29 protein-coding genes are annotated in these 24,016 nt (G+C 65.8%); 10 read left to right on the top strand and 19 right to left on the bottom strand.

What is annotated here, in order from left to right:
* The first annotated feature begins 8 nt into the window (after window positions 1–8).
* Window positions 9–782: an N-acyl homoserine lactonase family protein gene (locus BDOA9_RS05175; protein WP_025032887.1), complete on the top strand. Its 774-nt coding sequence runs from the start codon at window positions 9–11 to the stop codon at window positions 780–782.
* A gap of 9 nt (window positions 783–791) precedes the next feature.
* Here the strand turns inward: BDOA9_RS05175 and BDOA9_RS05170 are convergent, their stop codons facing one another.
* From BDOA9_RS05170 to BDOA9_RS05155, 4 genes are all read right to left on the bottom strand, one after another.
* A complete protein-coding gene (locus tag BDOA9_RS05170; RefSeq protein WP_025032886.1) occupies window positions 792–1,211 on the bottom strand; it encodes a hypothetical protein in 420 nt (139 codons plus the stop codon).
* A 142-nt stretch (window positions 1,212–1,353) separates the two neighbouring features.
* The gene (locus BDOA9_RS05165) at window positions 1,354–2,139 is read right to left on the bottom strand and encodes a hypothetical protein (protein ID WP_025032885.1); all 786 of its coding nucleotides are present in this window, start codon (window positions 2,137–2,139) and stop codon (window positions 1,354–1,356) included.
* 78 nt (window positions 2,140–2,217) lie between these two features.
* Window positions 2,218–2,823 carry a 3-isopropylmalate dehydratase small subunit gene (leuD, locus tag BDOA9_RS05160; RefSeq protein ID WP_008539074.1) on the bottom strand — a complete coding sequence of 202 codons (606 nt, stop codon included), beginning with the start codon at window positions 2,821–2,823 and terminating at the stop codon, window positions 2,218–2,220.
* A gap of 260 nt (window positions 2,824–3,083) precedes the next feature.
* Window positions 3,084–3,482 carry a metallopeptidase family protein gene (locus BDOA9_RS05155; RefSeq protein WP_025032884.1) on the bottom strand — a complete coding sequence of 133 codons (399 nt, stop codon included), beginning with the start codon at window positions 3,480–3,482 and terminating at the stop codon, window positions 3,084–3,086.
* A 157-nt stretch (window positions 3,483–3,639) separates the two neighbouring features.
* On the opposite strand from BDOA9_RS05155, the gene BDOA9_RS05150 reads away from it, so the two are divergent.
* The 3 genes from BDOA9_RS05150 to BDOA9_RS05140 all read left to right on the top strand — a co-directional run bounded on the left by BDOA9_RS05150 (window position 3,640) and on the right by BDOA9_RS05140 (window position 4,980).
* On the top strand, window positions 3,640–3,915 hold the full coding sequence (locus tag BDOA9_RS05150) for a hypothetical protein (protein WP_025032883.1): 276 nt from the start codon (window positions 3,640–3,642) through the stop codon (window positions 3,913–3,915).
* Window positions 3,916–3,970: 55 nt separating this feature from the next.
* Window positions 3,971–4,231 (top strand): hypothetical protein, encoded by a 261-nt coding sequence (locus tag BDOA9_RS05145; protein WP_025032882.1) that lies wholly within the window; start codon window positions 3,971–3,973, stop codon window positions 4,229–4,231.
* Window positions 4,232–4,404: 173 nt separating this feature from the next.
* A complete protein-coding gene (locus tag BDOA9_RS05140; RefSeq protein WP_025032881.1) occupies window positions 4,405–4,980 on the top strand; it encodes a hypothetical protein in 576 nt (191 codons plus the stop codon).
* Window positions 4,981–5,101: 121 nt separating this feature from the next.
* On the opposite strand, the gene BDOA9_RS05135 is transcribed toward BDOA9_RS05140, so the two are convergent.
* The 7 genes from BDOA9_RS05135 to ffh form a co-directional block, all read right to left on the bottom strand.
* Window positions 5,102–5,311, bottom strand: coding sequence for a hypothetical protein (locus BDOA9_RS05135; protein WP_025032880.1), 210 nt, complete (start codon window positions 5,309–5,311; stop codon window positions 5,102–5,104).
* Between the two features lie 91 nt (window positions 5,312–5,402).
* Window positions 5,403–6,809, bottom strand: a complete 1,407-nt coding sequence (gene leuC / locus BDOA9_RS05130; protein ID WP_025032879.1) for a 3-isopropylmalate dehydratase large subunit — start codon at window positions 6,807–6,809, stop codon at window positions 5,403–5,405.
* Between the two features lie 411 nt (window positions 6,810–7,220).
* Window positions 7,221–7,601 carry a 50S ribosomal protein L19 gene (gene rplS / locus BDOA9_RS05125; protein WP_025032878.1) on the bottom strand — a complete coding sequence of 127 codons (381 nt, stop codon included), beginning with the start codon at window positions 7,599–7,601 and terminating at the stop codon, window positions 7,221–7,223.
* Between the two features lie 110 nt (window positions 7,602–7,711).
* A complete protein-coding gene (gene trmD / locus BDOA9_RS05120) occupies window positions 7,712–8,455 on the bottom strand; it encodes a tRNA (guanosine(37)-N1)-methyltransferase TrmD (RefSeq protein WP_025032877.1) in 744 nt (247 codons plus the stop codon).
* Window positions 8,456–8,489: 34 nt separating this feature from the next.
* Window positions 8,490–9,047, bottom strand: a complete 558-nt coding sequence (gene rimM, locus BDOA9_RS05115; RefSeq protein WP_025032876.1) for a ribosome maturation factor RimM — start codon at window positions 9,045–9,047, stop codon at window positions 8,490–8,492.
* Window positions 9,048–9,056: 9 nt separating this feature from the next.
* Entirely contained in the window at window positions 9,057–9,389 is a 333-nt protein-coding gene (gene rpsP / locus BDOA9_RS05110; RefSeq protein ID WP_025032875.1) for a 30S ribosomal protein S16, read from the bottom strand.
* A 147-nt stretch (window positions 9,390–9,536) separates the two neighbouring features.
* Window positions 9,537–11,087: a signal recognition particle protein gene (gene ffh / locus BDOA9_RS05105; protein ID WP_025032874.1), complete on the bottom strand. Its 1,551-nt coding sequence runs from the start codon at window positions 11,085–11,087 to the stop codon at window positions 9,537–9,539.
* Window positions 11,088–11,402: 315 nt separating this feature from the next.
* Here ffh and BDOA9_RS05100 point away from each other — a divergent pair, with 315 nt between their 5' ends.
* The gene (locus tag BDOA9_RS05100; RefSeq protein ID WP_025032873.1) at window positions 11,403–12,467 is read left to right on the top strand and encodes an MBL fold metallo-hydrolase; all 1,065 of its coding nucleotides are present in this window, start codon (window positions 11,403–11,405) and stop codon (window positions 12,465–12,467) included.
* Window positions 12,468–12,635: 168 nt separating this feature from the next.
* Here the strand turns inward: BDOA9_RS05100 and BDOA9_RS05095 are convergent, their stop codons facing one another.
* Together BDOA9_RS05095 and BDOA9_RS36650 are read right to left on the bottom strand one after the other, a co-directional pair.
* Entirely contained in the window at window positions 12,636–13,337 is a 702-nt protein-coding gene (locus BDOA9_RS05095) for an SIMPL domain-containing protein (RefSeq protein WP_025032872.1), read from the bottom strand.
* 5 nt (window positions 13,338–13,342) lie between these two features.
* Window positions 13,343–14,074: a GyrI-like domain-containing protein gene (locus tag BDOA9_RS36650; RefSeq protein WP_025032871.1), complete on the bottom strand. Its 732-nt coding sequence runs from the start codon at window positions 14,072–14,074 to the stop codon at window positions 13,343–13,345.
* Window positions 14,075–14,334: 260 nt separating this feature from the next.
* Here BDOA9_RS36650 and dapF point away from each other — a divergent pair, with 260 nt between their 5' ends.
* Both dapF and mtaB read left to right on the top strand, forming a co-directional pair.
* Window positions 14,335–15,210, top strand: a complete 876-nt coding sequence (gene dapF / locus BDOA9_RS05085; RefSeq protein WP_025032870.1) for a diaminopimelate epimerase — start codon at window positions 14,335–14,337, stop codon at window positions 15,208–15,210.
* Window positions 15,210–16,463, top strand: a complete 1,254-nt coding sequence (gene mtaB, locus BDOA9_RS05080) for a tRNA (N(6)-L-threonylcarbamoyladenosine(37)-C(2))-methylthiotransferase MtaB (protein WP_025032869.1) — start codon at window positions 15,210–15,212, stop codon at window positions 16,461–16,463. The genes dapF and mtaB overlap by 1 nt, the downstream gene beginning before the upstream one ends.
* Before the next feature lie 79 nt (window positions 16,464–16,542).
* Here mtaB and BDOA9_RS05075 read toward each other — a convergent pair whose 3' ends face one another.
* Entirely contained in the window at window positions 16,543–17,652 is a 1,110-nt protein-coding gene (locus BDOA9_RS05075; protein ID WP_025032868.1) for a DUF2336 domain-containing protein, read from the bottom strand.
* A 301-nt stretch (window positions 17,653–17,953) separates the two neighbouring features.
* Here BDOA9_RS05075 and BDOA9_RS05070 point away from each other — a divergent pair, with 301 nt between their 5' ends.
* On the top strand, window positions 17,954–18,967 hold the full coding sequence (locus BDOA9_RS05070; protein ID WP_025032860.1) for an IS5 family transposase: 1,014 nt from the start codon (window positions 17,954–17,956) through the stop codon (window positions 18,965–18,967).
* A gap of 157 nt (window positions 18,968–19,124) precedes the next feature.
* Here BDOA9_RS05070 and BDOA9_RS05065 read toward each other — a convergent pair whose 3' ends face one another.
* Window positions 19,125–19,826, bottom strand: coding sequence for an RluA family pseudouridine synthase (locus tag BDOA9_RS05065; protein ID WP_025032867.1), 702 nt, complete (start codon window positions 19,824–19,826; stop codon window positions 19,125–19,127).
* Window positions 19,827–19,883: 57 nt separating this feature from the next.
* On the opposite strand from BDOA9_RS05065, the gene ftsY reads away from it, so the two are divergent.
* Together ftsY and BDOA9_RS05055 are read left to right on the top strand one after the other, a co-directional pair.
* Window positions 19,884–20,828 (top strand): signal recognition particle-docking protein FtsY, encoded by a 945-nt coding sequence (gene ftsY / locus BDOA9_RS05060; protein WP_025032866.1) that lies wholly within the window; start codon window positions 19,884–19,886, stop codon window positions 20,826–20,828.
* 122 nt (window positions 20,829–20,950) lie between these two features.
* A complete protein-coding gene (locus BDOA9_RS05055; protein WP_025032865.1) occupies window positions 20,951–21,553 on the top strand; it encodes a septation protein A in 603 nt (200 codons plus the stop codon).
* 134 nt (window positions 21,554–21,687) lie between these two features.
* Here the strand turns inward: BDOA9_RS05055 and BDOA9_RS05050 are convergent, their stop codons facing one another.
* The 4 genes from BDOA9_RS05050 to ccmB form a co-directional block, all read right to left on the bottom strand.
* Window positions 21,688–22,284 (bottom strand): DsbE family thiol:disulfide interchange protein, encoded by a 597-nt coding sequence (locus BDOA9_RS05050; protein WP_025032864.1) that lies wholly within the window; start codon window positions 22,282–22,284, stop codon window positions 21,688–21,690.
* Window positions 22,281–22,466 (bottom strand): heme exporter protein CcmD, encoded by a 186-nt coding sequence (gene ccmD, locus BDOA9_RS05045; protein ID WP_025032863.1) that lies wholly within the window; start codon window positions 22,464–22,466, stop codon window positions 22,281–22,283. Before ccmD ends, BDOA9_RS05050 begins: the two co-directional genes overlap by 4 nt.
* Window positions 22,463–23,254, bottom strand: coding sequence for a heme ABC transporter permease (locus tag BDOA9_RS05040; RefSeq protein WP_025032862.1), 792 nt, complete (start codon window positions 23,252–23,254; stop codon window positions 22,463–22,465). Before BDOA9_RS05040 ends, ccmD begins: the two co-directional genes overlap by 4 nt.
* Window positions 23,255–23,345: 91 nt before the next feature.
* Complete coding sequence (ccmB, locus tag BDOA9_RS05035) at window positions 23,346–24,014, bottom strand: heme exporter protein CcmB (RefSeq protein ID WP_025032861.1); 669 nt, start codon at window positions 24,012–24,014, stop codon at window positions 23,346–23,348.
* Window positions 24,015–24,016 lie beyond the last annotated feature (2 nt).

Below are 24,016 nucleotides of genomic sequence, written 5' to 3'. Positions count from 1 at the left end.
GTTCTGAAATGGCGACAATCGACAGGATCTACATCCTCGATGGAGGCATTGCCGAGGTCGAAGACGGCTCGATCTATTCTCCCGGCATCAATGTTGGCGTTCCCATGACGCTGAGCTGCAATGCCTATCTCATCCGGCATCGCGGCGAGTGGCTGATCTGGGATACGGGCATTGAGGATGAGCTGGCGAAGCATCCCGAGGGGCGCATCATCGCGCATGGCATACGCGGCATCGTGCGCCGTCCCATCGCGGACCAATTGGATGACATCGGCGTGCGGCCCCGCGACATCGGCACGATCCTCCTTTCCCACGCGCATTTCGATCATATCGGGAATGTCGAGCTGTTCAAAAATGCAAGATGGATCGCTCAGCGCGCCGAGTTCGAAGCCATGTTCGGGCCGGATCCCGACGAGTTCGGCTACTCGCTTCAGCACTACAGGATGTTGAAGGAGCGGCCTTACGAGATCGTCGATGGCGACCACGACATCTTCGGCGACGGCGCGGTGCGCATGATCTTCACGCCCGGCCATACGCCCGGGCATTGCTCGTTGATGGCAAGGCTGCCGCGGCGCGGCGCAGTGCTGCTGAGCGGCGACGTCGCGCACAACCGGGAGAACCTCCGGCACATGCGCGTACCCTCGTTCAATGCCGACCCCGAGGCGACTATTGCGTCGATGGCCAAGGTGATCGATCTGCTGCGCGCCGAGAACGCCGAAATCTGGATCAATCACGATACGGCGCAAAGCCAGGAGATGGCCTACGCGCCGAAATGGATCGAGTAACGCAATGCCTCACCGCGGCGCGTGTTCGGTGCGCTCGAGTGTCTCTAGCGTCGAGGCGTTGGCGCAATAGCCGTGGTAGTTCTCCGCGGCGGTGCCGTCAGCGAGATCGCGGTCGCACCGTCCCTTGCTAATGCAGAGCGCGCAGGTCCGCTCCATGTCGCGTAGCAGCAGCGGCTGCGCGCGGCCGAGCGCCTCGGTGCTGATGCCGAGCTGCTCGAGCATCTTCGGCAGCTCGTCGGCGGCGTGGCGGCCGTGGCGGACCAGCTCCTCCAGATCGTCGGGCGCGATCCTGAGATCATTGGCGATCCGGTCGAAATCGGCGCGGTCCAGCTGCCGCATCTCGCTGATCTCGCGGCGGTGCTTCAGCCAGCTCGCGAAGGACTCGATGAGATCCTGGACGATGGGATAGGGCCTGGTTGCGGTGCTCATGGAAAGCTCCATTCGGACGAGCGGAATTGGAGCGAGATAAGCACAATGATGCAGAACCGCGTTGCGCTGGATCAAATGGGGAAGAGCGGGGTTGCCGACCTCTCCCGCTTGCGGGAGAGGTCGCGCACCTCCTGCGCAGCAGCTACCTGAATCTTTCCGCCGCCCAGGCATACAGGCTGCCCGGAATCGGCTTCTCGCCGCCGCGTCCCTTCGGTGAGATGTGCAGGCCGATGATGGCGGAGTCGGTGACGAGGCCGAGATAGCTCGAGGGGTCGAAGAACAGCTTTGGCTCGGCATGCACGGCGTAGAACGATTGCTTCGGCAGCGCATTCTGCAATTCACCGGTGCGGCGCGCCAGTGCGGTGAGTGCCGCGGGCCCGTAGATCGCGACGCGAATATCGGCGAGCCGGTTCGAGCCGCCGCGCAGGCGGCGCATCATGAATGTGATGCGATGGCGCAGCGACAGCCAGTTCGGCGTCAGCTCCTCCTGCTCCATCAGCTCCGCGAAGGCGGCGACGATGCCGTGCGTGGGCGGCAGATAGAGCACGGAATTGCCGAGCTGGCGCGGCCGCTCCCAGGCAAAGTACGGCTTTGCCGGATCGATCTCGACGGGCTTGAGCAGCAGCACGTCGGCGTCCAGCCAGAGGCCGAGGCCCTTCGCCATCAACTTCATGCGGAAGAAGTCGCTGAACTGCAGCGTCGTCCAGTCGCGCCAGCTGCCGTCCGGCTGCGGCGGGCGCAAGCGTTCGGAGAACGCGTGCGGCAGGATCGCCTCGGCCTCGGCATTCGCGACGCCGGCCGGCAGCCCGGGAATGGGATCGAAGCTGTAGACCGTGACCTTGTGGCCGGCAGCCAGCTGCGAGCGCAGACAGGTCTGGCGCAGCGCATCCATCGGGCCATGCCAAAAGGTGACGATCTCGGGCAGCATGTGTGCAGCTATACGGGATAAGCAAGGCAAACAAAAAGCCCCGGCGCGATAGCACCGGGGCTCGAACAAGACTTACAATCAGGCCCAGGCGCGCTCGCGCTTGAGCTTGTCCTCGTAGGTATCGATCGAGGCCTTCTTCTCCATGGTGAGACCGATGTCGTCGAGACCGTTGATCAGGCAGTGCTTGCGGAACGGGTCGATCTCGAACTTGACCTTGCCGCCGTCGGGGCCGCGGATCTCCTGGTTCGGCAGGTCGATGGTCAGCGTCGCATTGGCGCCGCGCTCGGCGTCGTCGAACAGCTTGTCGAGGTCTTCCTGGCTGACGCGGATCGGCAGGATGCCGTTCTTGAAGCAATTGTTGTAGAAGATGTCGCCGAACGAGGTCGAGATCACGCAGCGGATTCCGAAGTCGAGCAGCGCCCAGGGCGCATGCTCGCGGCTCGAGCCGCAGCCGAAATTGTCGCCGGCGACCAGCACCTTCGCGTTGCGATAGGCGGGCTGGTTGAGCACGAAATCCGGGTTCTCGCTGCCGTCGTCCTTGTAGCGCTGCTCGGAGAAGAGCCCCTTGCCAAGGCCGGTGCGCTTGATGGTCTTGAGGTACTGCTTCGGAATGATCATGTCGGTGTCGACATTGATGATCTTCAGCGGCGCCGCGACGCCTTCCAGCGTGGTGAACTTGTCCATGGTTGCGCTTTCCCGCACGTGGTTCAGGGAACCGGCTATTTATCGCGATCGGGGCGGAAATCCTAGGCCGAAATGGGCAGGGCTAGTCTGCCTGAGTGGCTGAGGCTGGTGCGGCATCGGGACTTCACCTCTCCCTTGGGAGAGGTCGGCGCGTAGCGCCGGGTGAGGGGTTACGGTGTCACTGGAGGGCCGCGCCCCCTCACCCGATTTGCTGCGCAAATCGACCTCTCCCCGGTGGGGAGAGGTGGACTGAGACCGTTCTACTCCGCCTTGGCCTCGATCGCCTCCATATCGCCGTCCGACAGGCCGAAATGGTGTCCGATCTCGTGGATCAGGACGTGGCGGACGATGTGGCCGAGGCTTTCGTCGTGCTCGGCCCAATAGTCCAGGATCGGGCGGCGATAGAGCCAGACCATGTTGGGCAGCCGCGCCACGTCGCCGAAGCTCTGCTGGGGCAGGCCGACGCCCTGGAACAGGCCGAGCAGGTCGAACTCGCTCTCGCATTCCATCTCGTCCAGGACCTCCTCGGTCGGGAAGTCGTCGACGCGGACGATCACGCCCTTGCAGAGCTCGAGAAATTCCGCTGGCAGGCGCTCGAACACCTCGTGTGCCATCGCTTCCATCTCGGCGAGCGAAGGCGCTTTCAATTCCGTCCACATGAGCACCTCTTAGCGCGGGTTTCCCGCTGATGCATCTGGCTTTATAAGCGCGGCGAGGTTGACGGGCGCCGCCAAAACGGGGAGCGTGGGGCCCTCGAACGGGACGTTTCAGGTGGGCGGGAAAATGCGAGCGAAAACAGCGCTGACTCTACTGTGCATGGGGTTGTTTTTGCAGTTTTGCGTTGGCGCCGAGGCGCAGACCGCCAGTTCCGGAATCCGGATGGCCCAATTGGTCTCGCCGGACGATGTCCCCCCGCCGCGCAAGCGGCCGCGCCTGCGCGTCACGCCCTATTACAGCCCGGACGGCGTCTATCCCCGCTACAATCCCGGCCCCGACGCGGTCCGCGTCTGCAACGCCACCTATGTGCAGGAGTACCGGCCGAGCGGCACGGTGATCGTGCCGCGCGTGAGCTGCTACTGGCGCCGGGGCTGATGCCCGGCTCGATGCCATGCCGACGAGACAGCGCGGGCGCCTCGCGAGGTTTTTCATGACGCGATGGGTTCCATTGGCTGTCGCCGCCGCGCTGGCCGCCGGTCTGCCGCGCGCATTCGCTGCGCCAGGGGTGACGTTGCCGGAGGCGTCGGCAGGGATCGCGATTTTCGACGCGCGACGACATCCGCGAACCCATGTCATTGCGCGGCCTGCGCTCCGCCGCGATCCACGCTATTACGCGCGGCCGGTCACCTATCGTCCCTATCCCTACGGCGTGCCGGCGCCCTTCGTGATCGGCTACGGCCCCTTCTGGTGAAGCGCCCTTCGTCGCGGCACTGCGTCGCATTGCGGGGCGCAGCGTCGTTCATTCATGGCGCGTTCACGTCGCTCTCCTCAGTTTGATCGCGGGAGCGACTGCACTTGAATGGCGATTGCCGCGGCGCAGATGTCGCGTGGCAATTTTCGCTGTCCGGATCGAGGGAGGATTCCATGCTGAGAATATTGAGACTCCGAGCAAGCCCGATGCGCTTGCTCGGGATCGCAGCCGCCGCGACATTGATGCTGTCGGCCGGCACCGCGCGCCGCGCTGAAGCACTCACCTTGATCAATCCGGCGACGTCGCCCGCGACCAAGGCGGCGGCCGACGGCCTCGTCACGCAGGTACGCGGCGGGCATGGCGGGCACGGGCATGGTGGCCACTTTCATGGCGGCGGTTTCCGCGGTGGCGGCTTCCATGGCGGCGGCTTTCGCGGTGGCCATATCGGCGGTTTCCGCGGCGGCGGATTTCACGGCGGTGGCTTCCGTGCCGCGCCCGCCATTCACCGTCATGTCGGCGGCTATCACCATGGCGGCTTTCGCTACGGCGGATATGGCGGCTATCACCGGCACTGGGGCCATCATCGCTCGCATTACGGCTATCGCCACTTCCACCGGCGCTATTATGTCGGCGGCTACTATCCCACCTACCATTATCCGCGCCGCTGCCGGATCATCTGGACCTATTACGGCCCGCGCCGCGTCTGCCACTGGCCGCGCTGGCGCTATCCGTATCGGTACTATTGGTGACGTGAGTTAGCACGGTCATTCCGGGGGGCGCGGTGCGAGAACTATGGTGCGCGCTCGCACACCTGAGAATCTCGAGATTCCGGGTCTGGCGCTCGCGCGCCATCCCGGAATGACAGTGTAGCTACAGCCAATCCTTCAGCTTCCAGGACGAAGCCTTCCACCGCATCAGGTTCTCGATCTTCCACTGCCGAAACATCGCCGGCGGCCAGCGGCTGAGCCTGGAAGTCTCCTCGACCTCCGGCCTGGCGACGATGCGAAGCGGCGCCGCGCGCCTTCGGTGCTGGCGCGTGGCCTCGCTGATCAGATCGACATATTCCGGCTTGTTGGCCATGACGCGCCCTCGCGAAACCGTCGCGAGGACAATGTCGGCGCCGCCGATTAACGACGCTTTGCCGTGATCGCTACAATTGCAGGAAGTAAGCTTAGCGCCAGTCCCTGACGTCGACGAAGTGACCTGCGATCGCCGCCGCCGCTGCCATCGCCGGCGACACCAGATGGGTGCGGCCCTTGAAGCCCTGGCGGCCCTCGAAATTGCGGTTCGAGGTCGAGGCGCAGCGCTCTTCCGGCTTCAGCTTGTCCGGGTTCATGGCAAGGCACATCGAGCAGCCCGGCTCGCGCCATTCGAAGCCGGCCTTAATGAAGATCTTGTCGAGACCCTCGGCCTCGGCCTGCTCCTTCACGATGCCGGAGCCCGGCACGACCATGGCGTTGACGTTCGCCGACACGGTCTTGCCTTCGGCGATCTTCGCCGCCGCGCGCAAATCTTCGATGCGGCCATTGGTGCAGGAGCCGATGAAGACGCGGTCGAGCTTGATGTCGGTGATCTTGGTCCCCGCGGTCAGGCCCATATATTTCAGCGCGCGATGCTTGGAGATGCGCTTGGCCTCGTCCGCGATCTTGTCGGGGTCGGGCACGATGCCAGTCACGGAGATCACGTCCTCCGGGCTGGTGCCCCAGGTCACGATCGGCGGCAGCTTTGCCGCATCGAGGCGCAGTTCGTGATCGAAATGCGCGCCGTCGTCGGAGCGGAGCTTCTCCCAATAGCGCATCGCCGCGTCCCAATCCGCGCCCTTCGGCGCCTTGGGGCGGCCGCGCAGGAAGTCGAACGCCTTCTGGTCGGGCGCAACGAGGCCTGCACGCGCGCCGCCTTCGATCGACATGTTGCAGACCGTCATGCGGCCTTCCATCGAGAGCGCACGGATCGCCTCGCCGGCATATTCCAGCACGTAGCCGGTACCGCCGGCGGTGCCGATCTCGCCGATGATGGCGAGGATGATGTCCTTGCCCGTCACGCCGTCAGGCAATTTGCCGTCGACGGTGACGCGCATGTTCTTCGCCTTCTTCTGGATCAGCGTCTGCGTCGCCAGCACGTGCTCGACCTCGGAGGTGCCGATGCCGTGGGCGAGCGCGCCGAACGCGCCATGCGTCGAGGTGTGGCTGTCACCGCAGACGATGGTGGTGCCGGGCAGCGTAAAGCCTTGCTCGGGGCCGATGACGTGGACGATGCCCTGGCGCTTGTCGAACTCGTTGTAATATTCGATGCCGAATTCCCTGGCGTTCTCGGCCAGCGCCTTGATCTGCTCGATGCTTTCAGGATCGGGATTCGGCTTGGTGCGGTCGGTGGTCGGCACGTTGTGATCGACGACGGCGAGCGTCTTCTCGGGCGCATGAACCTTGCGCCCCGTGGCGCGCAGGCCTTCGAACGCCTGCGGCGAGGTCACCTCGTGCACCAGGTGACGATCGATATAGAGCAGGCAGGTGCCGTCCTCGGCTTCGTGCACCAGATGGTCGTTCCAGATCTTGTCGTAAAGGGTGGTCGGCTTGGACATGAGCGTCAGCTCCGAAGAATGTGTGTCAGCGATGAGCGCGGCGATGCGCGCGGGCAACAAAAATCGTCAGCGCAGCCGTTCAGGCTGCGCGGCTAAGCTCTGACGTTGCCGAGGTCGCGAAGCGTCCGAAGAACCGGCCAGGCAGCCGCGAGCGATCGTCGATGACGATGCGCTGGATGGGGGCGAAGCTGGTCGGATCTGGAAACATTCCAGAAGCTATATAGCATGCAGCGGTAAAAGCGCGAGAGTTTCAGCTCGTCATTGCGAGCGGAGCGAAGCAATCCAGAAATGCATCCGCGGAGACAGTCTGGATTGCTTCGTCGCAAGGGCTCCTCGCAATGACAGCAGAGCCAACGAAAAAGCGCGGAGCCGAGCCCCGCGCTTTCGAAAGACTTAGCCAGTGGCGAAAGCTTACTCGCCGACGGCGGCCTGGCGATCCTGCTTCTCGACGATGCGGGCCGACTTGCCGCGCAGGTTGCGGAGATAATAGAGCTTGGCGCGACGCACCTTGCCGCGGCGCACCACTTTGATCGAGTCGATCATCGGGGAGAGCAGCGGGAACACGCGCTCGACGCCCTCGCCATAGGAGATCTTGCGCACGGTGAAGCTCTCGTTGAGGCCACCGCCGGAACGGCCGATGCAGACGCCTTCATAGGCCTGCACGCGGGTGCGGTCGCCTTCGACGACCTTGACGTTGACGATCACGGTGTCGCCGGGGGCGAATTCCGGGATGTCCTTCGTTGCGGAGAGCTTCTCGAACTGCTCTTTTTCAAGCTGTTGGATCAGGTTCATGGGTAAATCTCCATCGGCGCGCCCAGCCCTGGAAACGGGGGGCTGCGCAAAATTCGTCTATCCAGCCATTGCGGATGTGGGCGCTCCTATAAGGCAAGCCGGAGCGTTTGTCACCCGTCTGTCTTGGTTTTTGGCGTTTTTTGGCCGCTCCCCCGATTCGCGGCCTTTTCCCACAAATCCGGGCGCCGGGCGGCCGTCAGGGCCTCGGATTCGGCCCGCCGCCACGCCGCCACCTTGGCGTGGTCGCCGGAGGTGAGGACGGCAGGGATCGGAACCCCCTCGAACAGCTGCGGGCGGGTGTATTGGGGATACTCCAGCAGGCCGTCGGAGAAACTCTCCTCGGTTCCCGAGGCCTCCTTGCCCATCACCCCCGGCAGCAGCCGGACGCAGGCGTCGATCAGGGCTAACGCTGCGATTTCGCCCCCGGACAGCACGTAATCGCCGATCGAGACCTCCTCCAGGCCGCGCCCGTCAATCACCCGCTGGTCCACCCCCTCGAACCGCCCGCAGACGATCAGCGGGCCGGGGCCTTGGGCGAGCTCCACGACGCGGGCCTGGGTCAATGGCCGACCGCGGGGGCTCATGAGGAGGCGGGGCCTGTCAGGGCCAATCTCGGCGGCGTCGATGGCGGCCGCCAGAACATCCGCCCGCAGCACCATGCCCGGCCCGCCGCCGGCCGGAGTGTCGTCGACGCTGCGATGACGGTCGGTCGCGGCGGCCCGGATGTCCCGCGCCTCGATCTCCCACAGCCCGGACGCGAGCGCCCGGCCGGCCAGGCTCACGCCGAGCGGCCCCGGAAACATCTCCGGAAACAGCGTCAGCACCGTCGCGCGCCAGGGTGAGGGGTTGGTCATTGCGATCAGCTTAGCGAAAAACCACGGCCTGTGGTTACGGGTCCCCGTCTTCCCGGGGGCGACTCGCGGAGGGACCTTCTTCGTCCCGATCCCCCTCGATCTCCTGCGGCAGCGCGATCACGACGCGGCCGCCTTTGAGATCGACCTCCGGCACCACCGCGTTGGAGAACGGCAGCAGCATCGTCGCGCCCTTGAGGGGCGCGATCTCGATGATGTCGCCGGCGCCGAAATTATGGATCGCGAGGACGCGGCCGAGCGCATCGCCGCCCGTGGTGACGGCGGCGAGCCCGATCAGGTCGGTGTGGTAATATTCGTCCTCGTCCGTCGCAGGCAGCTTGTCGCGCGGGACATAGAGCTCGATGCCGTTGAGGCGCTCGGCCTCATCGCGGGTCGCGACACCCTTGAATGTCGCGACCAGATGATCTTTGGCCTCGCGCACCTGCGCGATTTCGAACTGGCGCCGGCCGTCCTTGGTCGACAGCGGGCCGTAGCGGCGGACGGCAAAGGGATCCTCGGTGAAGGTCCACAGCTTGACCGCACCGCGCACCCCATGCGCGGCGCCGATCCGCGCGACGCAGACCAGCGCCGACATGATCCGGCCTTACGCCTTGGCGGCGGCTTCGGCCTGCGCCTTGCGCTCCTTGCGCGGCACGGCCTTCTCGGGGTTGTTGCGCGCTTCGCGCTTCTTGACGCCGGCGGCGTCGAGGAAACGCGCGACGCGGTCGGACGGCTGCGCGCCCTTGGCGAGCCAGGCCTTCACCTTGTCCATGTCGAGCTTGAGGCGGGTCTCGTTGTCCTTCGGCAGCAGCGGATTGAAATGGCCGAGACGCTCGATGAAGCGGCCATCGCGCGGAAAGCGCGAATCGGCGACGACGACGTGATAGACGGGACGCTTCTTGGTGCCTGCGCGGGCGAGGCGGATAACGACGGACATGTTGGTCTCCTGAGTAGTTGTTAATTCAAAGGTTTATTTGGTTCGTCATTGCGAGGAGCGAAGCGACGAAGCAATCCAGAGTGTTTCCGCGGAAGCATTTCTGGATTGCTTCGCTTCGCTCGCAATGACGGGTGAGAGAGTGTGACCTCATTTCTTCTTGCCCGGGAAGCCGCCGAGGCCGGGCAGCGTCGGCTTGCCGCTTAGCCCGGTCAGCCCCGGAAGGTTCGGCAGGCCGGTGCGAAGACCGGGCGGCAAATCCTTCGGCAGATTCGGCAGGCCTTGTCCGCCGCCCGCGCCTTGCATCTTCTCCTGCAGCGCCTTCATCTCTTCCGGCGAGGGCATCTTCATGCCGCCGCCGAAGCCCATCGCCTGCGCGATGCCGGCGAGCGGGCCGCGCTTGCCCGAGCCCATGGCCTTCATCATATCGGCCATGTTCCGGTGCATCTTGAGCAGCTTGTTGACGTGCTCGACGCTCTGGCCGCTGCCGGCCGCGATGCGCTTCTTGCGGCTGGCCTTCAGGAGGTCCGGATGACGGCGCTCGTCGCGCGTCATGGAATCGATGATCGCGACCTGGCGCTTCAGGATCTTGTCGTCGATGCCGGCGGCCGCGATCTGGTTCTTCATCTTGGAGATGCCGGGCATCATGCCCATCAGCCCGCTGATGCCGCCCATATTGGCCATCTGCAGCAGCTGCTCGCGCATGTCGTTGAGGTCGAACTGACCCTTGCGCATGCGCTCGGCGGTGCGCGCGGCCTTCTCGGCGTCGATATTGGCGGCGGCGCGCTCGACCAGCGAGACCACGTCGCCCATCCCGAGGATGCGGCCGGCGATACGATCGGGATGGAAGTCTTCCAGCGCGTCGGTCTTTTCACCGGTGCCGATCAGCTTGATCGGCTTGCCGGTGACGGCGCGCATCGACAGCGCGGCGCCGCCGCGGCCGTCGCCGTCAACTCGCGTGAGCACGATGCCGGTGAGACCGACGCGCTGGTCGAACGAGCGCGCGAGATTCACGGCGTCCTGGCCGGTGAGACTGTCGGCGACCAGCAGCACTTCGTGCGGATTGGCCGCGGCTTTGATCGCAGCCGCCTCCGCCATCATCTCTTCGTCGAGCGTGGTGCGGCCGGCGGTGTCGAGCAGTACGATGTCGTAGCCGCCGAGCTTGCCGGCTTCCAGCGCGCGCTTGGCGATTTGCGGCGGCTGCTGGCCGGCAACGATTGGCAAAGTGGGAATGTCGAGGTCGCGGCCGAGCACGGCCAGCTGCTCCATCGCCGCCGGGCGGTAGACGTCGAGCGAGGCCATCAGCACCTTGCGCTTGTCGCGCTGGACCAGGCGGCGAGCGAGCTTTGCGGTGGTGGTGGTCTTGCCGGAGCCCTGCAGGCCGACCATCATGATCGGCACCGGCGGCACGGAGTTGACGTCGATGGTCTGGCCTTCGCTGCCGAGCGTGTTGATCAGCTCGTCATGGACGATCTTGACCACCATCTGGCCGGGGGTGACCGACTTGACGACAGTGGCGCCGATCGCCTGCTCGCGCACGCGCTCGGTGAAGCTGCGGACCACCTCGAGCGCGACGTCGGCCTCCAGCAGCGCGCGGCGCACCTCGCGCATTGCGGCGTCGACGTCCTTTTCGGTCAGCGCACCGCGCCCCGTCAGACGATCGAGAATGCCGCCAAGCCGTTCCGACAGATTGTCGAACAATGAAGTTGTCCTTGTCCTGCTCGCCAGAATGGCGATCTTCCAAACACCTTTGCGCCCGAGGGCGCACAGCGCTGTCGGGCGTTGACCTCCGGCCTCGTGGGCCGGTCGGCGGGTCGAAAAGAAAGCCTTTCCGAGAAAGTGGCGGGGTTAAACGCCGCTCCCGCCCAAAAGTCAAGGAAAGTTAGGGTGCCGGCCCGCCCTTGGTAAGGCAAGGTTCTGAAAACGTGATCCTTTTGTCGCGGTTCCTTTTCCGCCGGCCCCGCCCATATAGGCGGTGATGTCTTACCACCTCCACCATCCCTAGAAGCCCCCGCCGTGCCGATCACCCGCCGCCGCCTTTTCGGACTATTCGCCGGAGCCGGTGCGCTGGTCGGCGTCCCCCCGCTCTGGATGTCCAGCATGAAAACCTATGACGGTCCCGCCTCCGACCATTTCGACGGCCTGACCTTCTTCGATCCGGACGGCTCGCCGCCGAAATCGCTGCGCGAGGTGCTGCGCTGGCAGTTCAGCGGCAAGCGGCGGCGCGCGACCTGGCCGGATTGGGCCCCGAGCCCGCATGCCGATACGCCGCCGGCGCGGGTCGATGGCGACAAGGTGCGGCTCTCCTTCGTCGGCCACGCCAGCTGGCTGATCCAGGCCGGCGGCCTCAACATCCTCATCGATCCGGTCTGGTCGGAGCGGGTCTCACCGGTCGCCTTCGCCGGGCCGAAGCGGCACAACGACCCCGGCATCGCCTTCGAGAAGCTGCCGAAGATCGACGTCGTGCTGGTCTCGCACGGCCATTACGATCATCTCGACATCGCGACGCTGTCGCGGCTCACCAAGAATTTCGCTCCGCGCATCGTCACCCCGCTCGGCAACGACGTCACCATGCGCAGCTGGGATTCCACGATCAAGGCGGAGGCGTTCGACTGGCATGATCGCGTCGCGCTCGGCGAAGGCGTCGCGGTGCATCTGGTGCCGACCCGGCACTGGACCGCGCGCGGTCTGTTCGATCGCAACAAGGCGCTGTGGGCCAGTTTTGTCCTGGAGACGCCGGCTGGAAAAATCTACGTGGTCTGCGATTCCGGCTATGGCGATGGCCGGCACTTTCGCCGCGTCGCCGAGAAGCACGGCAAGCTGCGCCTGGCGATCCTTCCCATTGGCGCCTACGAGCCGCGCTGGTTCATGCGCGACCAGCATATGAATCCGGAAGACGCGGTGAAAGCGCTCGCCGATTGCGGCGCGGAAGCCGCGCTCGGGCATCATCACGGCACGTTCCAGCTGACCGACGAAGCCATCGACGCGCCGGCGAAGGCGTTGGTCGAAGCGCTCGATGCCGCGAAGATTCCGCAGGAACGGTTCGTGGCGATGCTGCCGGGGCAGGTGGTGGAGATTTAGGTCTCTCCGCACACACCGCTCGTGCCCCGGACGCAGCGCAGCGTCACTTCGACGGTGCGCTGCAGAGCCGGGGCCCATGTCGTCGCGGCAATGTACCTTGTGACTTACTGGGTCCCGGCTCTGCGCAGCAGCGCTTCACGCTGCAGCGCGTCCGGGACACGAGACCTGCTATTCCTTAGGCTTGATCGCCCAGCTCACATTCACCGTCACTGTCAGCGTCTCCTCGCCGGGCGCGACTGCGGCTGGCGCCGCCATCGGAGCGGTCGCCATGCGGCCCTTGAACAGCGGCACCGGTCCGCCGCCCTCGGTGACGCTCAGCGGCGCGCCCAGCGTCACGCCGGTGGCCTTGGCGTAGATCTCCGCCTTGCGGCGCGCATCGGCGACTGCCTGCTCGCGCGCGTCATCCAGCAGCTTCGAAGCCTGCGTCACCTCGAACGAGATATTGCCGATGTCGTTGGCGCCGGCGGCAACCAGCGTGTCGATGATGCCGGCCACCTTGGTGACGTCGCGGATCTTCACGGTGACGCGGTTGCTGGCGCGGAAGCCGACCACCGGCGAGGCGCCGGTGGATTTGTTCTGGCCGTATTGCGGCTGCAGCGACAGCCGCGAGGTCTGGTAGTCCTTCTCGGCGATGCCTGCGCCCTTCAGCGCCAGCAGCACCTTGCCCATCGCGGCGTTGTTGGCATCGGAGGCTTCCTTTGCCGTCTTGGCGTCGCTGGCGACACCGGCATCGATCTGCGCGAGATCGGGCGCTGCGGACACCGAGGCTTCGCCGCTCACCGAGATGGCGGAAGGAAAATCCTCGGCGCACGCGGGCGCGGCCAGCAGTGTGTTGGCAAGGACGGCGGCGAGTACGGCAGGCTTTTTCATCTCTCTCACTTCAGTGGCACGAAAACATTGATCACGAGCTTGTCCTCGGCCGTCTTCAGGGGATCGGTGAGGTACTCCTCGATGAAGGTGTCCTTGGCTTCCAGCCTCTTGTCGTCGAGGTGGTTGGTGATCGCCTCGTAGGTGTTGTCCATGTTGTCGTAGGAGCCGCGATGGACGAATTTCAGTGCCTTGCCTTCAGGCGACTTGCCGACGCTCATGTCCTTGGGCAGGTTCTTCGGGTCCTGCTCGACCGGGACCTCGGCAAGGAAGGTGAAGCCGGTGTCGTCGGTCGAGGTGTAGACGATCATCGAATTGCCTGACGGCTTGATGCCCTGCTTGTCGAGCAGCGTGTTCAGCGCCTTGAACGCGTCGATCAGCGTGTCGAAGGCCGAGTCCCAATTGGCGGTGCCCTTGACCATCACGACCTTCTTCGACACGAGCGTGGTCTCGAGGCCGAAGGGATCGGCCGTCTGAACCGGCGCGGGCGTCGCGGCCGCCGCCGGGGGCGGAGCCGTCGGGGCCGGAGATGGTGACGCGCTGGCCGCCGGCGAAGGCGTTGCCACCGGTGCCGGCGAAGCGCTCGCGGCCGGGGCGGGTGCTGCCGATGGCGCGGGCGACGGGCTCGCGGAGGCCGCCGGTGCGGGGCTCGGCGTCTGCGCCAGAGCGCCTGACACCCCAAGCGACAAGACCGCAGCCGGGATCAGCGCGGCCAAAGCGAGGCGACGAAAACTGGTCATTCTATTCTCCCCGAGGCCCCGCTTCGTCGGGGCCTCAATTCATCAAGGCCTTACCCACCAAGGCCTTAACCCGGCCGCGCGTCCCGGTTCGCGCGAACCGCGCCGTTCTAACACGCGGGCGCCGAATTCGTCCCATGACAGATGCGTCATGGCACGTTCCCTTGGCAGGCACCTTGGCCCATGTCCCGGTCCGCGGCCGCAAATCACTGGCCAAGCGGCCGAGGATCGCCATATAAGGCAGGCGAAATTCGGGAATTTTCATGAGCGCGCTGGCCAACCACGCATTTGCCAAGATGAACGGCATCGGCAACGAGATCGTCGTTGTCGACTTGCGCGATTCGACGGCCAAGGTCACGCCCGACGACGCCCGCGCCGTCGCGTCCGCGAACGGCGGCGTGGCTTACGACCAGCTCATGGTGCTCTCGAAGCCGCGGCTCGACGGCACCGAGGCCTTCATCAGCATCTACAACAATGACGGCTCGGAGGCCGGCGCCTGTGGCAACGGCATGCGCTGCGTCGTGCGCCGCATCTTCGAGAAGACCGGCCAGACCACGGCGACCTTCGAGACCGCCGCCGGCCTGCTCAATGCCTGGCAGGGTCCCGCGCCGGATCTCTACACCGTCGACATGGGCGCGCCAAAATTCGGCTGGCAGGACATTCCGCTGGCGGAAGAGTTTCGCGACACCCGCTACATCGAATTGCAGATCGGGCCGATCGACAATCCGATCCTGCATTCGCCCTCCGTGGTGAGCATGGGCAATCCGCACGCGGTGTTCTGGGTGGACGACGTCAACGCCTACGATCTCGGCCGCTTCGGTCCGCTCCTGGAAAACCATCCGATCTTCCCCGAGCGCGCCAACATCACGCTCGCCCATATCGTCGATCGCGAGCACATCACGATCCGCACCTGGGAGCGCGGTGCCGGCCTGACCAAGGCCTGCGGGTCGGCGGCCTGTGCCACGGCGGTCGCCGCCGCGCGGCTGAAGCGTGCCGAGCGCAAGGTCGAGATCACCTTGCCCGGCGGCAAGCTCGGCATTGAATGGCGCGATCGCGACGACCACGTGCTGATGACGGGCACCGCGACTTTCGAATATGAGGGCAGCTTCGATCCGGCGCTGTTCGCGCCGGTCGCCTGATGGCCGTCGACGTCTTCACCTTCGGCTGCCGTCTCAACGCCTTCGAGGCCGAGGTGATCCGCCGCGAGGCGGAGGGGGCGGGCCTGTCCGACACCATCGTCATCAACAGCTGCGCCGTCACGAATGAGGCGGTGGCGCAGGCGCGCCAGTCGATCCGCAAATTGAAGCGCGAGCGCCCCGAGGCGCGCATCGTCGTCACCGGCTGCGCGGCGCAGACGCAAAGCAGCATGTTCGCCAACATGGCCGAGGTCGATCGTGTCGTCGGCAATGACGACAAGATGCGCGGCGAAGCGTGGCGGAAGGCACGCGATGCTTTCGACATCGGCGCCATTGAGAAGATCGCCGTCAGCGACATCATGGCAGTAAAGGAGATGGCGCCGCATCTCGTCGATGGCTTTGCCAGCGGCCTGCCGCGGGTGTTCGTGCAGGTGCAGAACGGCTGCGACCATCGCTGCACCTTTTGCATCATCCCCTTTGGCCGCGGCAATTCGCGCTCGGTGCCGATGGGTGCGGTAGTCGATCAGGTGCGCACCCTGGTCGAGCGCGGTCATGCCGAGATCGTGCTGACCGGCGTCGATCTCACCAGCTACGGCGCGGACCTGCCCGGTGCGCCCAGGCTCGGCATGCTGACCAGGCAGATCCTGCGCCATGTGCCCGAGCTCAAGCGCCTGCGCATCTCCTCGATCGATTCGATCGAGGCGGATGACGATCTGCTCGATGCCATCGCCGAGGATGCGCGGCTGATGCCGCATCTGCACCTGTCGCTGCAGTCGGGCGACGACATGATCCTGAAGCGCATGAAGCGGCGGCATTCGAGGGCCGACGCCATCGCGTTCTGCGATCAGGTGCGCCGCCTGCGCCCGGATATCGTCTTCGGCGCCGACATCATCGCGGGCTTCCCGACCGAGACCGAGGACATGCTCGCGCGCTCGCTCGACCTCGTCGAAGAATGCGGCCTGACTTTCCTGCACGTCTTCCCCTATTCCCCGCGTCCCGGCACGCCGGCCGCGCGGATGCCGCAGGTGGCGGGTCCTGAGATCAAGGAGCGTGCGAAGCGGCTGCGGGCTGCGGGGGAGGCGGCCTTGCGGCAGCGCCTGCAATCCGAGATCGGCGCAACGCGCGATGTGCTGATCGAGAGCGACGGGCAGGGCCGTACGGAGCATTATCTGCCGGTGGCGATTGCAGGCGAGCGAGTCGGGAGCGTGGTGCCCCGATTGGTTGCGGGCGTTGATGGCGAGCGGCTCACCACATAGTTGGTGTCGTCGCCCGGCTCGGCCGATTGCCCGCTTCCGCGGGCAATGACAGCGGAATGTGTGATGAGCAGCAAGCGCCCTACAGCGCCCGCACCTGCCAGAATCGCAGCGTCCGCTTGGCGTTCTCCGCCGTCATTCTCGCAAAATGCCCCTGCGCCCTGGCGATGTCCGCGGGCTTCATCGCGCCTGTCGCGAAACGGCATTCGAGCACGGCCATGGTCGTCTCCCAGCTGAGCCCAGCGGCCTTGCATGGCACCAGCAGGCCGTCCTCGCGGAGACTCTGCATCAGCGGGCGAATCACCTCGACCGTCGACCCCGATAACGCCGCCAGCGCCGCCACCGTCTCCTCATAGCGCCGTTGTTTGGCGAAGCCGAGCAGCGTCGCCTCGTTGAGCTGGCCGGTGGCCTTCAGGCCGGCAATGGCGCGCTTGGCACCCTCGAAATCGCGCGCCGCCGACATGTCGCGCTCGGCGCCGATGGCGACGGCAGCGATCGCGCTCTGGATCTCCTCGAACAGATGCGGCGGGGCGCGCGACAGCAGGCGGGTGCGCACGGCATCGGTCGCCGAGCGCAGCAATTGGCGGCGCAGCTCCGCGGGCAGATCGACGCGGACGCCGACGCTGACCGCCAGCTCCGGGTCGCTTTCGGCCTGGCCGACGATGATGGCAAATCCTTTTCCGGAGACGCGCGCGCCGGGATTGGCGGCAAGCCGTCGGCTGACGCTGGGATAGCGGCGCGCCAGCAGCGCGTCGGTGACGATCTCCTTCAGCCACCAGCGGCCGGCGACCGCGAGCAGATGCGGCTCGCCCTTGGCTGATGCGATCTTCACCAGCTCGCAATCGTCGAGCCGCGCCGATTCCTGCAGCACGGGACCGGCGATGCGGATCTCGTCATTGTTGGCGAGGCGGCGGATCACCGACGGCGGCGCCTGCGCGATCGGCGCCAGCTGCGCGCTGATCTCGGCCAGCGCGATGCGGGCGGCCACGTCGGCGATGGCGCGCAGCTCGATGGTGCCGATCAGGCGCTCGAGCACGTCGTCGAACAGCGCGATCTGCTCGTCGTCGAAATTGCCGGCGGAGGAGAGGAACAGCTCGGTGACGCGCCGCGCCGTCGCCAGGCCCTTTTCCGGCGAGCCGATCCGCAGTGCGGATTCGACCTCGTCGATGATCGATAGCCCGGCCTTGGTCATCACGCGCGGCTCGTCCTGAGCGGTTACAAAAGCTTTTTCTAAGCAACCGCTATCATTAGAGACGAGCACTGAAGGTTTGGTAAACCATGGGTCGATGAGAACGAGGTGCCGCCGCCGCGGCGGTGCGCTCCCTCCCCCGCTTGCGGGGGAGGGGTGGGGAGAGGGTGTCTCCACAACGGGACAATCCCCCAGAGGAGAGAGCCCTCACCCGCGCCTTCGGCGCGACCTCTCCCGCAGGCGAGAGCTTTGCACAAGAGGAGGATTTGCGATTCTCTAGGGCCTGTGGTGGAGGCGGATTCGGATGGCATATCGAGAGGTTGGGCAACTGAGCTTCGCGGATGCGCTGGTATCGCGGCGGGGGAAGGGTAGCCCGGTGCTGAAGCGGATTGGCGAACTGGTCGACTGGGCGGCAGTGGAGAGAGTGCTGAATGGTCTTCCGGAGCCGGAGCGCGGCCCTCCGCCCTATCCGCGACTGGTGCTGTTCAAGGCGCTGCTGCTGCAGCAATGGTATGGGCTTTCCGATCCGGCGCTGGAGGAAGCGCTCGACGACCGGGCCTCGTTCCGCGCCTTCTGCGGCTTTGTGCTGAGCGACGAGACGCCTGATCACACGACGATCTGGCGATTCCGCGAGGCTTTGCAGCGAGCCGGTCTGGACGAGAAGCTGTTCGCCGAGATCCTGCATCAGATCGACGCACGCGGGCTGGTGCTGCGCCGGGGCACATTGATCGATGCGAGCCTGATCTCGGCAGCAGTAAAGCCGCCGAAGCCGCCAAAGGACCCGCAGCCGCCCGGCCCGGACGGCCGTGAACCGAGCAAGCTGGTCAACAGCAAGCGCGATCCAGATGCACGCTGGACCAAGAAGGGCGGCAAGCGGTACTTCGGCTACAAAGCCCATATCGGCATGGATCAGAGTTCGGCCATCGTCCGCCGCAGCAAGCTGACCGACGCTGCGGTCAACGACACGGTGCCCGCCGACGAGTTGGTCTGTGGTGATGAGAAGGCGGTCTATGCCGACCAAGCCTATGACAAGCACAAGCGCCGCAGCGGGCTCGCCGCGCGAGGAATCAAGCCGAGGCTGATGTTCCGGCCGAACAAGCATCATCCGCTCACCGAGCGGCAGAAGCGCTTCAACAATGCCGTGGGAAAGCGCCGCGCACCGGTCGAGCAGGTCTTCGCGCGCCTCAAGGGCAGCTACCGCTGGGCGCGCGCTCGCTATCTGGGTTTGGCGCGCAATCAGACGCATCTGCGCCTGATCTGCCTCGCCATGAACCTCAAACGATGGGCGGTGCTGTGCCCGATAGGAGCCGCAGCGTGACCACCACCCGCCGCTACCCCGCGGCCACGAAAAACAGACGCCCCACCCCTCTGGGGCTACGCGAGGCCGTTCAAAAAAAGCCCCATATCGAACTTCACTCCAGCACAACTCATTACGCAAAGCTCTCGCTTGCGGGAGAGGTTAAGCACCACCTCAGCTACTCCCCGTTCCAGCCGCAGGCCCGGAGCTTCTCATGCATATGCGGCGGGGCCGGCGCCACCACGCGGATCGGCTCCTTGTTCCGGGAGATCGGCACCACGATCTCGCGCGAATGTAAATGCAGCTTCGGGTCGCCGAAGCGCGGGCCGTTGCCGTAAATGTTATCGCCGTAGATCGGCCAGCCGCTCGCGGCCGCATGCACCCGCAATTGGTGCGTCCGGCCGGTCACCGGTTCCATGGCGAGCCAGGTCAAGCCGTTGCCCCGGCCCATCACCTTCCAGTTGGTGATCGCCTTCTGGCCTTCGGGATCCGGCTTCTGCCACCAGCCGCGTTCGGCATTGAGCCGGCCGAGCGGCATGTCGATGGTGCCTTCATCTGCGGCAGGGCCGCCCTCGACCACGGTCCAGTAGGTCTTGCCGATCTTGCCGTGCTTGAAGAGGAGGCCGAGCGAGGCCGTCGCCTTGCGGTGGCGGCCGAGCACGAGGCAACCGGACGTATCCTTGTCGAGCCGGTGAGCCAGCACCGGCGGTCGCGGCAGGCCGAAACGCAGCGCGTCGAAGGAATCCTCGAGATTGGGGCCGCCCTTGGGGCCGCGATGCACCGGCAGGCCGGCCGGCTTGTCGATGACCAGCATCAGGCCGTCGCGATGGAGCACGCGCGACAAGATCTCCTCGGCGGTCAATTCGGGAACATCGAGCAATTGCAGGACTTTCGGTCAAGACTTTCGTTTAATCGCCGGAACGGCTAACACGCCACCATGAACGATACCACCTCCGAGACCCCCAAGCTGAGCTGGTGGCGCCGCCTGTCCAACGGGCTGAAGCGCACCTCGTCCTCGCTCGGGACCGCGGTCGCCGACCTCGTCACCAAGCGCAAGCTCGACCGCGCCATGCTCGACGACATCGAGGACGTGCTGCTGCGCGCCGATCTCGGCACGTCCGTCGCAGTGCGCATTGCCGATGCCGTCGGCGCCGGCCGGTACGACAAGGCGATCTCGGCCGACGAGGTCAAGGACGTCGTCGCGACCGAGGTCGAGAAAGTGCTGTCGCCGGTGGCAAAGCCGCTGGAGATCGATGCGGCCAGGAAGCCGTTCGTCATTCTCGTGGTCGGCGTCAACGGCTCCGGCAAGACCACGACGATCGGCAAGCTGTCGCAGAAATTCGCATCCGAAGGCCGCAAGGTGATGCTGGCCGCCGGCGACACGTTTCGCGCCGCCGCCATCGAGCAGCTCAAGGTCTGGGGCGAGCGGACCAAGACACCCGTCATCGCGGGGGCGCAGGGTTCGGATTCGGCGAGCCTTGCCTTCAACGCGCTCACCGCGGCGAAGGAGCAAGCCGTCGACGTGCTGCTGATCGACACCGCCGGCCGCCTGCAGAACAAGGCCGAGCTGATGAACGAGCTCGAGAAGGTCGTGCGCGTGATCCGCAAGGTGGATGACACTGCGCCGCATGCCGTGCTGCTGGTGCTGGATGCGACCGTCGGCCAGAATGCGCTGTCGCAGGTCGAGGCCTTCCATCGCACCGCCGGGGTCACCGGCCTCGTCATGACCAAGCTCGACGGCACCGCGCGCGGCGGCATCCTGGTGGCGCTCGCGGAGAAGTTCAAGCTGCCGGTGCACTTCATCGGCGTCGGCGAAGGCGTCGACGATCTCGCGCCCTTCACCGCGCGCGACTTCGCCCGCGCCATCGCCGGAATCGAATAGCGTCATCCTTCGAGACGCCGCTTGCGCGGCTCCTCAGGATGAGGCCGTGCCACACATGAGGTCCTCATCCTGAGGAGACCGCGAAGCGGTCGTCTCGAAGGATGGGAGAGACGGAAGAGAGAATGGACAAGACCCAGCCGCATCCGCTGTTCAAGCTCGCGACCGAGCTCGGTCCGCTGCTCGTGTTCTTCTTCGTCAACGCGAAGTTCAACCTGTTCGCCGCGACCGGCGCCTTCATGGTCGCCATCGCGGTCGCGATGGTCGCTTCCTATGTGGTGACGCGCCACATTCCGATCATGGCGATCGTCACGGGCGTGATCGTGCTGGTGTTCGGCACGCTGACGCTGGTGCTGCACGACGAGACCTTCATCAAGGTCAAGCCGACCATCATCTACGGCCTGTTCGCCGCGATCCTCGGCGGCGGCCTGCTGTTCGGGCGCTCCTTCATCGCGGTGATGTTCGACCAGGTGTTCAACCTGACACCGCAGGGCTGGCGCATCCTCACCTTGCGCTGGGCGCTGTTCTTCGCCGGCATGGCGGTGCTGAACGAGATCGTCTGGCGCACCCAGAGCACGGATTTCTGGGTGAACTTCAAGGTGTTCGGCGTCACCCCGATCACGATGATCTTCGCCATCGCCCAGATGCCGTTGACCAAGCGCTATCACCTCGAGCCAGTCTCGCTGGAGAGAAGCGAGGCCGAGGCGGGGGATGTGAGCAAGGGGTGACGGCACGTGTCCCGGACGCGCGAAGCGCGAGCCGGGACCCAGCCTCGCTCCAGCAGCGCAATCGTGGTGGCATGTGCCCCGGCTCTGCAGCGCATCACTTCGTGCTGCGCAGCGTCCGGGGCACGAAAGCAGAGCTAACTCCCCGCCGCCTTCAAGGCCTTCTCCAGCTGCGGCATCAGCACCGTCCGCAGATTGTCCGGCGTGACCGGTCCGACCAGCTTGTAGACGATGGTGCCCTCGCGCCCGACGACGAAGGTCTCCGGCACGCCATACACGCCCCATTCGATCGAGGCACGGCCGTTGGCGTCGACGCCGACGTAGCCGAACGGGTTGCCGTAGCGGCCGAGGAAGCGCCGCGCATTGTCGGCGGCGTCCTTGTAGTTGATGCCGACGAGCTGGAAGCGCTTGTCCTTGGCGAGCTCGGTCAGGAGCGGCGCCTCGTCGTGGCACGGCACGCACCAGGACGCCCAGACGTTGACGAGGCTGACCTTGCCCTTGAACGCGGCCGGATCGAGCCCCGGCACCTGCGTGCCGTTGGCCTGCAGCCCCTCGAGCGGCGGCAGCACGGCCTGCGGTGCGGGCCGGCCGATCAGCGCGGAGGGAATCCGCGAGGGATCGCCGCTGCCGAGCCGGAACCAGAACAGCAGCGCGAGGCCGATGAAGGCGATCAGCGGCAGCACCATCAGGAAGGTGCGCCGCTGCGGCGGAGCAGAGGCCGGATGATCGCTCATTGCAGCTCCGTCGCGCTGCGGCCCGACCGGCGGGTGATGCCGCGCTGCTCCAGCTCGCGCAGGCGCTGCGTCTGGCTGCGATAATCGAGCATGACCCATCCGATCAGGATCACGATCACCAGGGCGGCAGCGGCATAAGACGTCACGATGAAGGAGGCGTAAGGACCGAGCGACATCGTCAAGCAGCCCCAGCTTCTTTCGACGCGCTGTCGTCACGCGAACCGGCGGCCATTTCTTTCGGAAACGCGATGCGGCTCGCCTGCATCATCTGCAGCGAGCGGACACGGCGGCGCAAAATCTCGTTGCGCATCGCGGCGAGGTGCAGCGTAAGGAACAGCAGCGTGAAGGCGATCGCCATCACCAGCAGCGGAATCAGGAACGATTTGTCCAGCGCCGAGCCGCCCATGCGCATGACGGAGGCCGGCTGGTGCAGCGTGTTCCACCAATCGACCGAGAACTTGATGATGGGAAGGTTGATCGCGCCGACCAGCGTCAGCACCGCGGCGGCGCGCGCCGCGCGCGAGGGATCGTCGACGGCGCGCCACAGCGCCATCAGGCCGAGATACATCAGGAACAGGATCAGCACCGAGGTCAGCCGCGCGTCCCATTCCCAATAGGTGCCCCACATCGGCCGGCCCCACAGCGAGCCGGTGAGCAGCGCAAGGAAGGTGAAGGCGGCGCCGATCGGCGCTGCGGCCTTGGCGGCGACGTCGGCGAGCGGATGCCGCCACACCAGCGTGCCCAAGGATGCGATGCTCATCACGCCCCACACGAACATCGAGAGCCAGGCATTGGGCACATGGATGAACATGATCTTGACGGTCGCGCCCTGCTGGTAGTCGTCCGGCGCGTAGGCGGCTTGATAGAGGCCGATCGCGAGCAGGATGATCGTCGCGGCCGCCAGCCACGGCAACACCCGCGCTGTCAGCGCGAGGAACCGCGTGGGGTTGGCGAGGTCGATCAGCGTCATGGTATCCTGATAATCACCGGGGGCCGCTCAGGCAATCAGCACGAAAGGGCGTCGCGAAAGTTGATCGGGGTCAAGGTCGGCCAAGTCCATCTCAGTCGAGACCATGCCGCAGGCTCGCTGCCGCCGCGAAGGGGCCGATCACGAGGCTGACCAGGGACAACGCGCACAGGATCGAGAACGGCGCGCCGAAGGTCATGGGACCGACGATCACCGCCTGCGAGGCGGCAACGCCGAAAATCAGCACGGGAATCGACAGCGGCAGCACCAGCACCGCCATCAGCAGCCCGCCGCGATGCAGCGTCACCGCCAGCGCCGCGCCGATCATGCCGGTGAAGGTCAGTGCCGGGGTGCCCGCCAGCAGCGTCAGCGCCACGGCCGCCGTGGCGATCATGTCGAGGTTGAGCAGAAGTCCGAGCACCGGGGTTGCGACAATCAGTGGCAGGCCGGCGGCCAGCCAATGCGCCAGCGCCTTGGCGGCGCAGGCGAGTTCCAGCGGCGTCCGGCTCATCGTGATCAGGTCGAGCGAGCCGTCCTCATGGTCGGCCATGAACAGCCGGTCGAGGGTCAGCAGGCTGGCGAGGAGGGCACCGAGCCAGAGGATCGCAGGTCCCAGCCGCGACAGCAGCGCCAGATCCGGCCCGACCGCGAACGGCATCAGCACGACGACGGTCAGGAAGAACAGCACGCCAATCAGCGCCCCGCCGCCGACGCGGAGCGCAATGCGGATGTCCCGGCGGATCAGGGCGGCGAGGGCGGTCATGG

It is taken from the genome of Bradyrhizobium sp. DOA9, from assembly GCF_000617845.2.
Classification (GTDB): domain Bacteria; phylum Pseudomonadota; class Alphaproteobacteria; order Rhizobiales; family Xanthobacteraceae; genus Bradyrhizobium.
This window is presented reverse-complemented; position numbering and strand designations above follow the sequence as displayed.

What these genes read in the sequence shown, in the direction of transcription:
- BDOA9_RS05175 (WP_025032887.1), top strand. Translation starts at nt 9, where the DNA reads ATGGCGACAATCGACAGGATCTACATCCTCGATGGAGGCATTGCCGAG.
- BDOA9_RS05170 (WP_025032886.1), bottom strand. Translation starts at nt 1,211, where the DNA reads ATGAGCACCGCAACCAGGCCCTATCCCATCGTCCAGGATCTCATCGAG.
- BDOA9_RS05165 (WP_025032885.1), bottom strand. Translation starts at nt 2,139, where the DNA reads ATGCTGCCCGAGATCGTCACCTTTTGGCATGGCCCGATGGATGCGCTG.
- leuD (WP_008539074.1), bottom strand. Translation starts at nt 2,823, where the DNA reads ATGGACAAGTTCACCACGCTGGAAGGCGTCGCGGCGCCGCTGAAGATC.
- BDOA9_RS05155 (WP_025032884.1), bottom strand. Translation starts at nt 3,482, where the DNA reads ATGTGGACGGAATTGAAAGCGCCTTCGCTCGCCGAGATGGAAGCGATG.
- BDOA9_RS05150 (WP_025032883.1), top strand. Translation starts at nt 3,640, where the DNA reads ATGGGGTTGTTTTTGCAGTTTTGCGTTGGCGCCGAGGCGCAGACCGCC.
- BDOA9_RS05145 (WP_025032882.1), top strand. Translation starts at nt 3,971, where the DNA reads ATGACGCGATGGGTTCCATTGGCTGTCGCCGCCGCGCTGGCCGCCGGT.
- BDOA9_RS05140 (WP_025032881.1), top strand. Translation starts at nt 4,405, where the DNA reads ATGCTGAGAATATTGAGACTCCGAGCAAGCCCGATGCGCTTGCTCGGG.
- BDOA9_RS05135 (WP_025032880.1), bottom strand. Translation starts at nt 5,311, where the DNA reads ATGGCCAACAAGCCGGAATATGTCGATCTGATCAGCGAGGCCACGCGC.
- leuC (WP_025032879.1), bottom strand. Translation starts at nt 6,809, where the DNA reads ATGTCCAAGCCGACCACCCTTTACGACAAGATCTGGAACGACCATCTG.
- rplS (WP_025032878.1), bottom strand. Translation starts at nt 7,601, where the DNA reads ATGAACCTGATCCAACAGCTTGAAAAAGAGCAGTTCGAGAAGCTCTCC.
- trmD (WP_025032877.1), bottom strand. Translation starts at nt 8,455, where the DNA reads ATGACCAACCCCTCACCCTGGCGCGCGACGGTGCTGACGCTGTTTCCG.
- rimM (WP_025032876.1), bottom strand. Translation starts at nt 9,047, where the DNA reads ATGTCGGCGCTGGTCTGCGTCGCGCGGATCGGCGCCGCGCATGGGGTG.
- rpsP (WP_025032875.1), bottom strand. Translation starts at nt 9,389, where the DNA reads ATGTCCGTCGTTATCCGCCTCGCCCGCGCAGGCACCAAGAAGCGTCCC.
- BDOA9_RS05095 (WP_025032872.1), bottom strand. Translation starts at nt 13,337, where the DNA reads ATGAAAAAGCCTGCCGTACTCGCCGCCGTCCTTGCCAACACACTGCTG.
- BDOA9_RS36650 (WP_025032871.1), bottom strand. Translation starts at nt 14,074, where the DNA reads ATGACCAGTTTTCGTCGCCTCGCTTTGGCCGCGCTGATCCCGGCTGCG.
- dapF (WP_025032870.1), top strand. Translation starts at nt 14,335, where the DNA reads ATGAGCGCGCTGGCCAACCACGCATTTGCCAAGATGAACGGCATCGGC.
- mtaB (WP_025032869.1), top strand. Translation starts at nt 15,210, where the DNA reads ATGGCCGTCGACGTCTTCACCTTCGGCTGCCGTCTCAACGCCTTCGAG.
- BDOA9_RS05075 (WP_025032868.1), bottom strand. Translation starts at nt 17,652, where the DNA reads ATGACCAAGGCCGGGCTATCGATCATCGACGAGGTCGAATCCGCACTG.
- BDOA9_RS05070 (WP_025032860.1), top strand. Translation starts at nt 17,954, where the DNA reads ATGGCATATCGAGAGGTTGGGCAACTGAGCTTCGCGGATGCGCTGGTA.
- ftsY (WP_025032866.1), top strand. Translation starts at nt 19,884, where the DNA reads ATGAACGATACCACCTCCGAGACCCCCAAGCTGAGCTGGTGGCGCCGC.
- BDOA9_RS05055 (WP_025032865.1), top strand. Translation starts at nt 20,951, where the DNA reads ATGGACAAGACCCAGCCGCATCCGCTGTTCAAGCTCGCGACCGAGCTC.
- BDOA9_RS05050 (WP_025032864.1), bottom strand. Translation starts at nt 22,284, where the DNA reads ATGAGCGATCATCCGGCCTCTGCTCCGCCGCAGCGGCGCACCTTCCTG.
- BDOA9_RS05040 (WP_025032862.1), bottom strand. Translation starts at nt 23,254, where the DNA reads ATGACGCTGATCGACCTCGCCAACCCCACGCGGTTCCTCGCGCTGACA.
- ccmB (WP_025032861.1), bottom strand. Translation starts at nt 24,014, where the DNA reads ATGACCGCCCTCGCCGCCCTGATCCGCCGGGACATCCGCATTGCGCTC.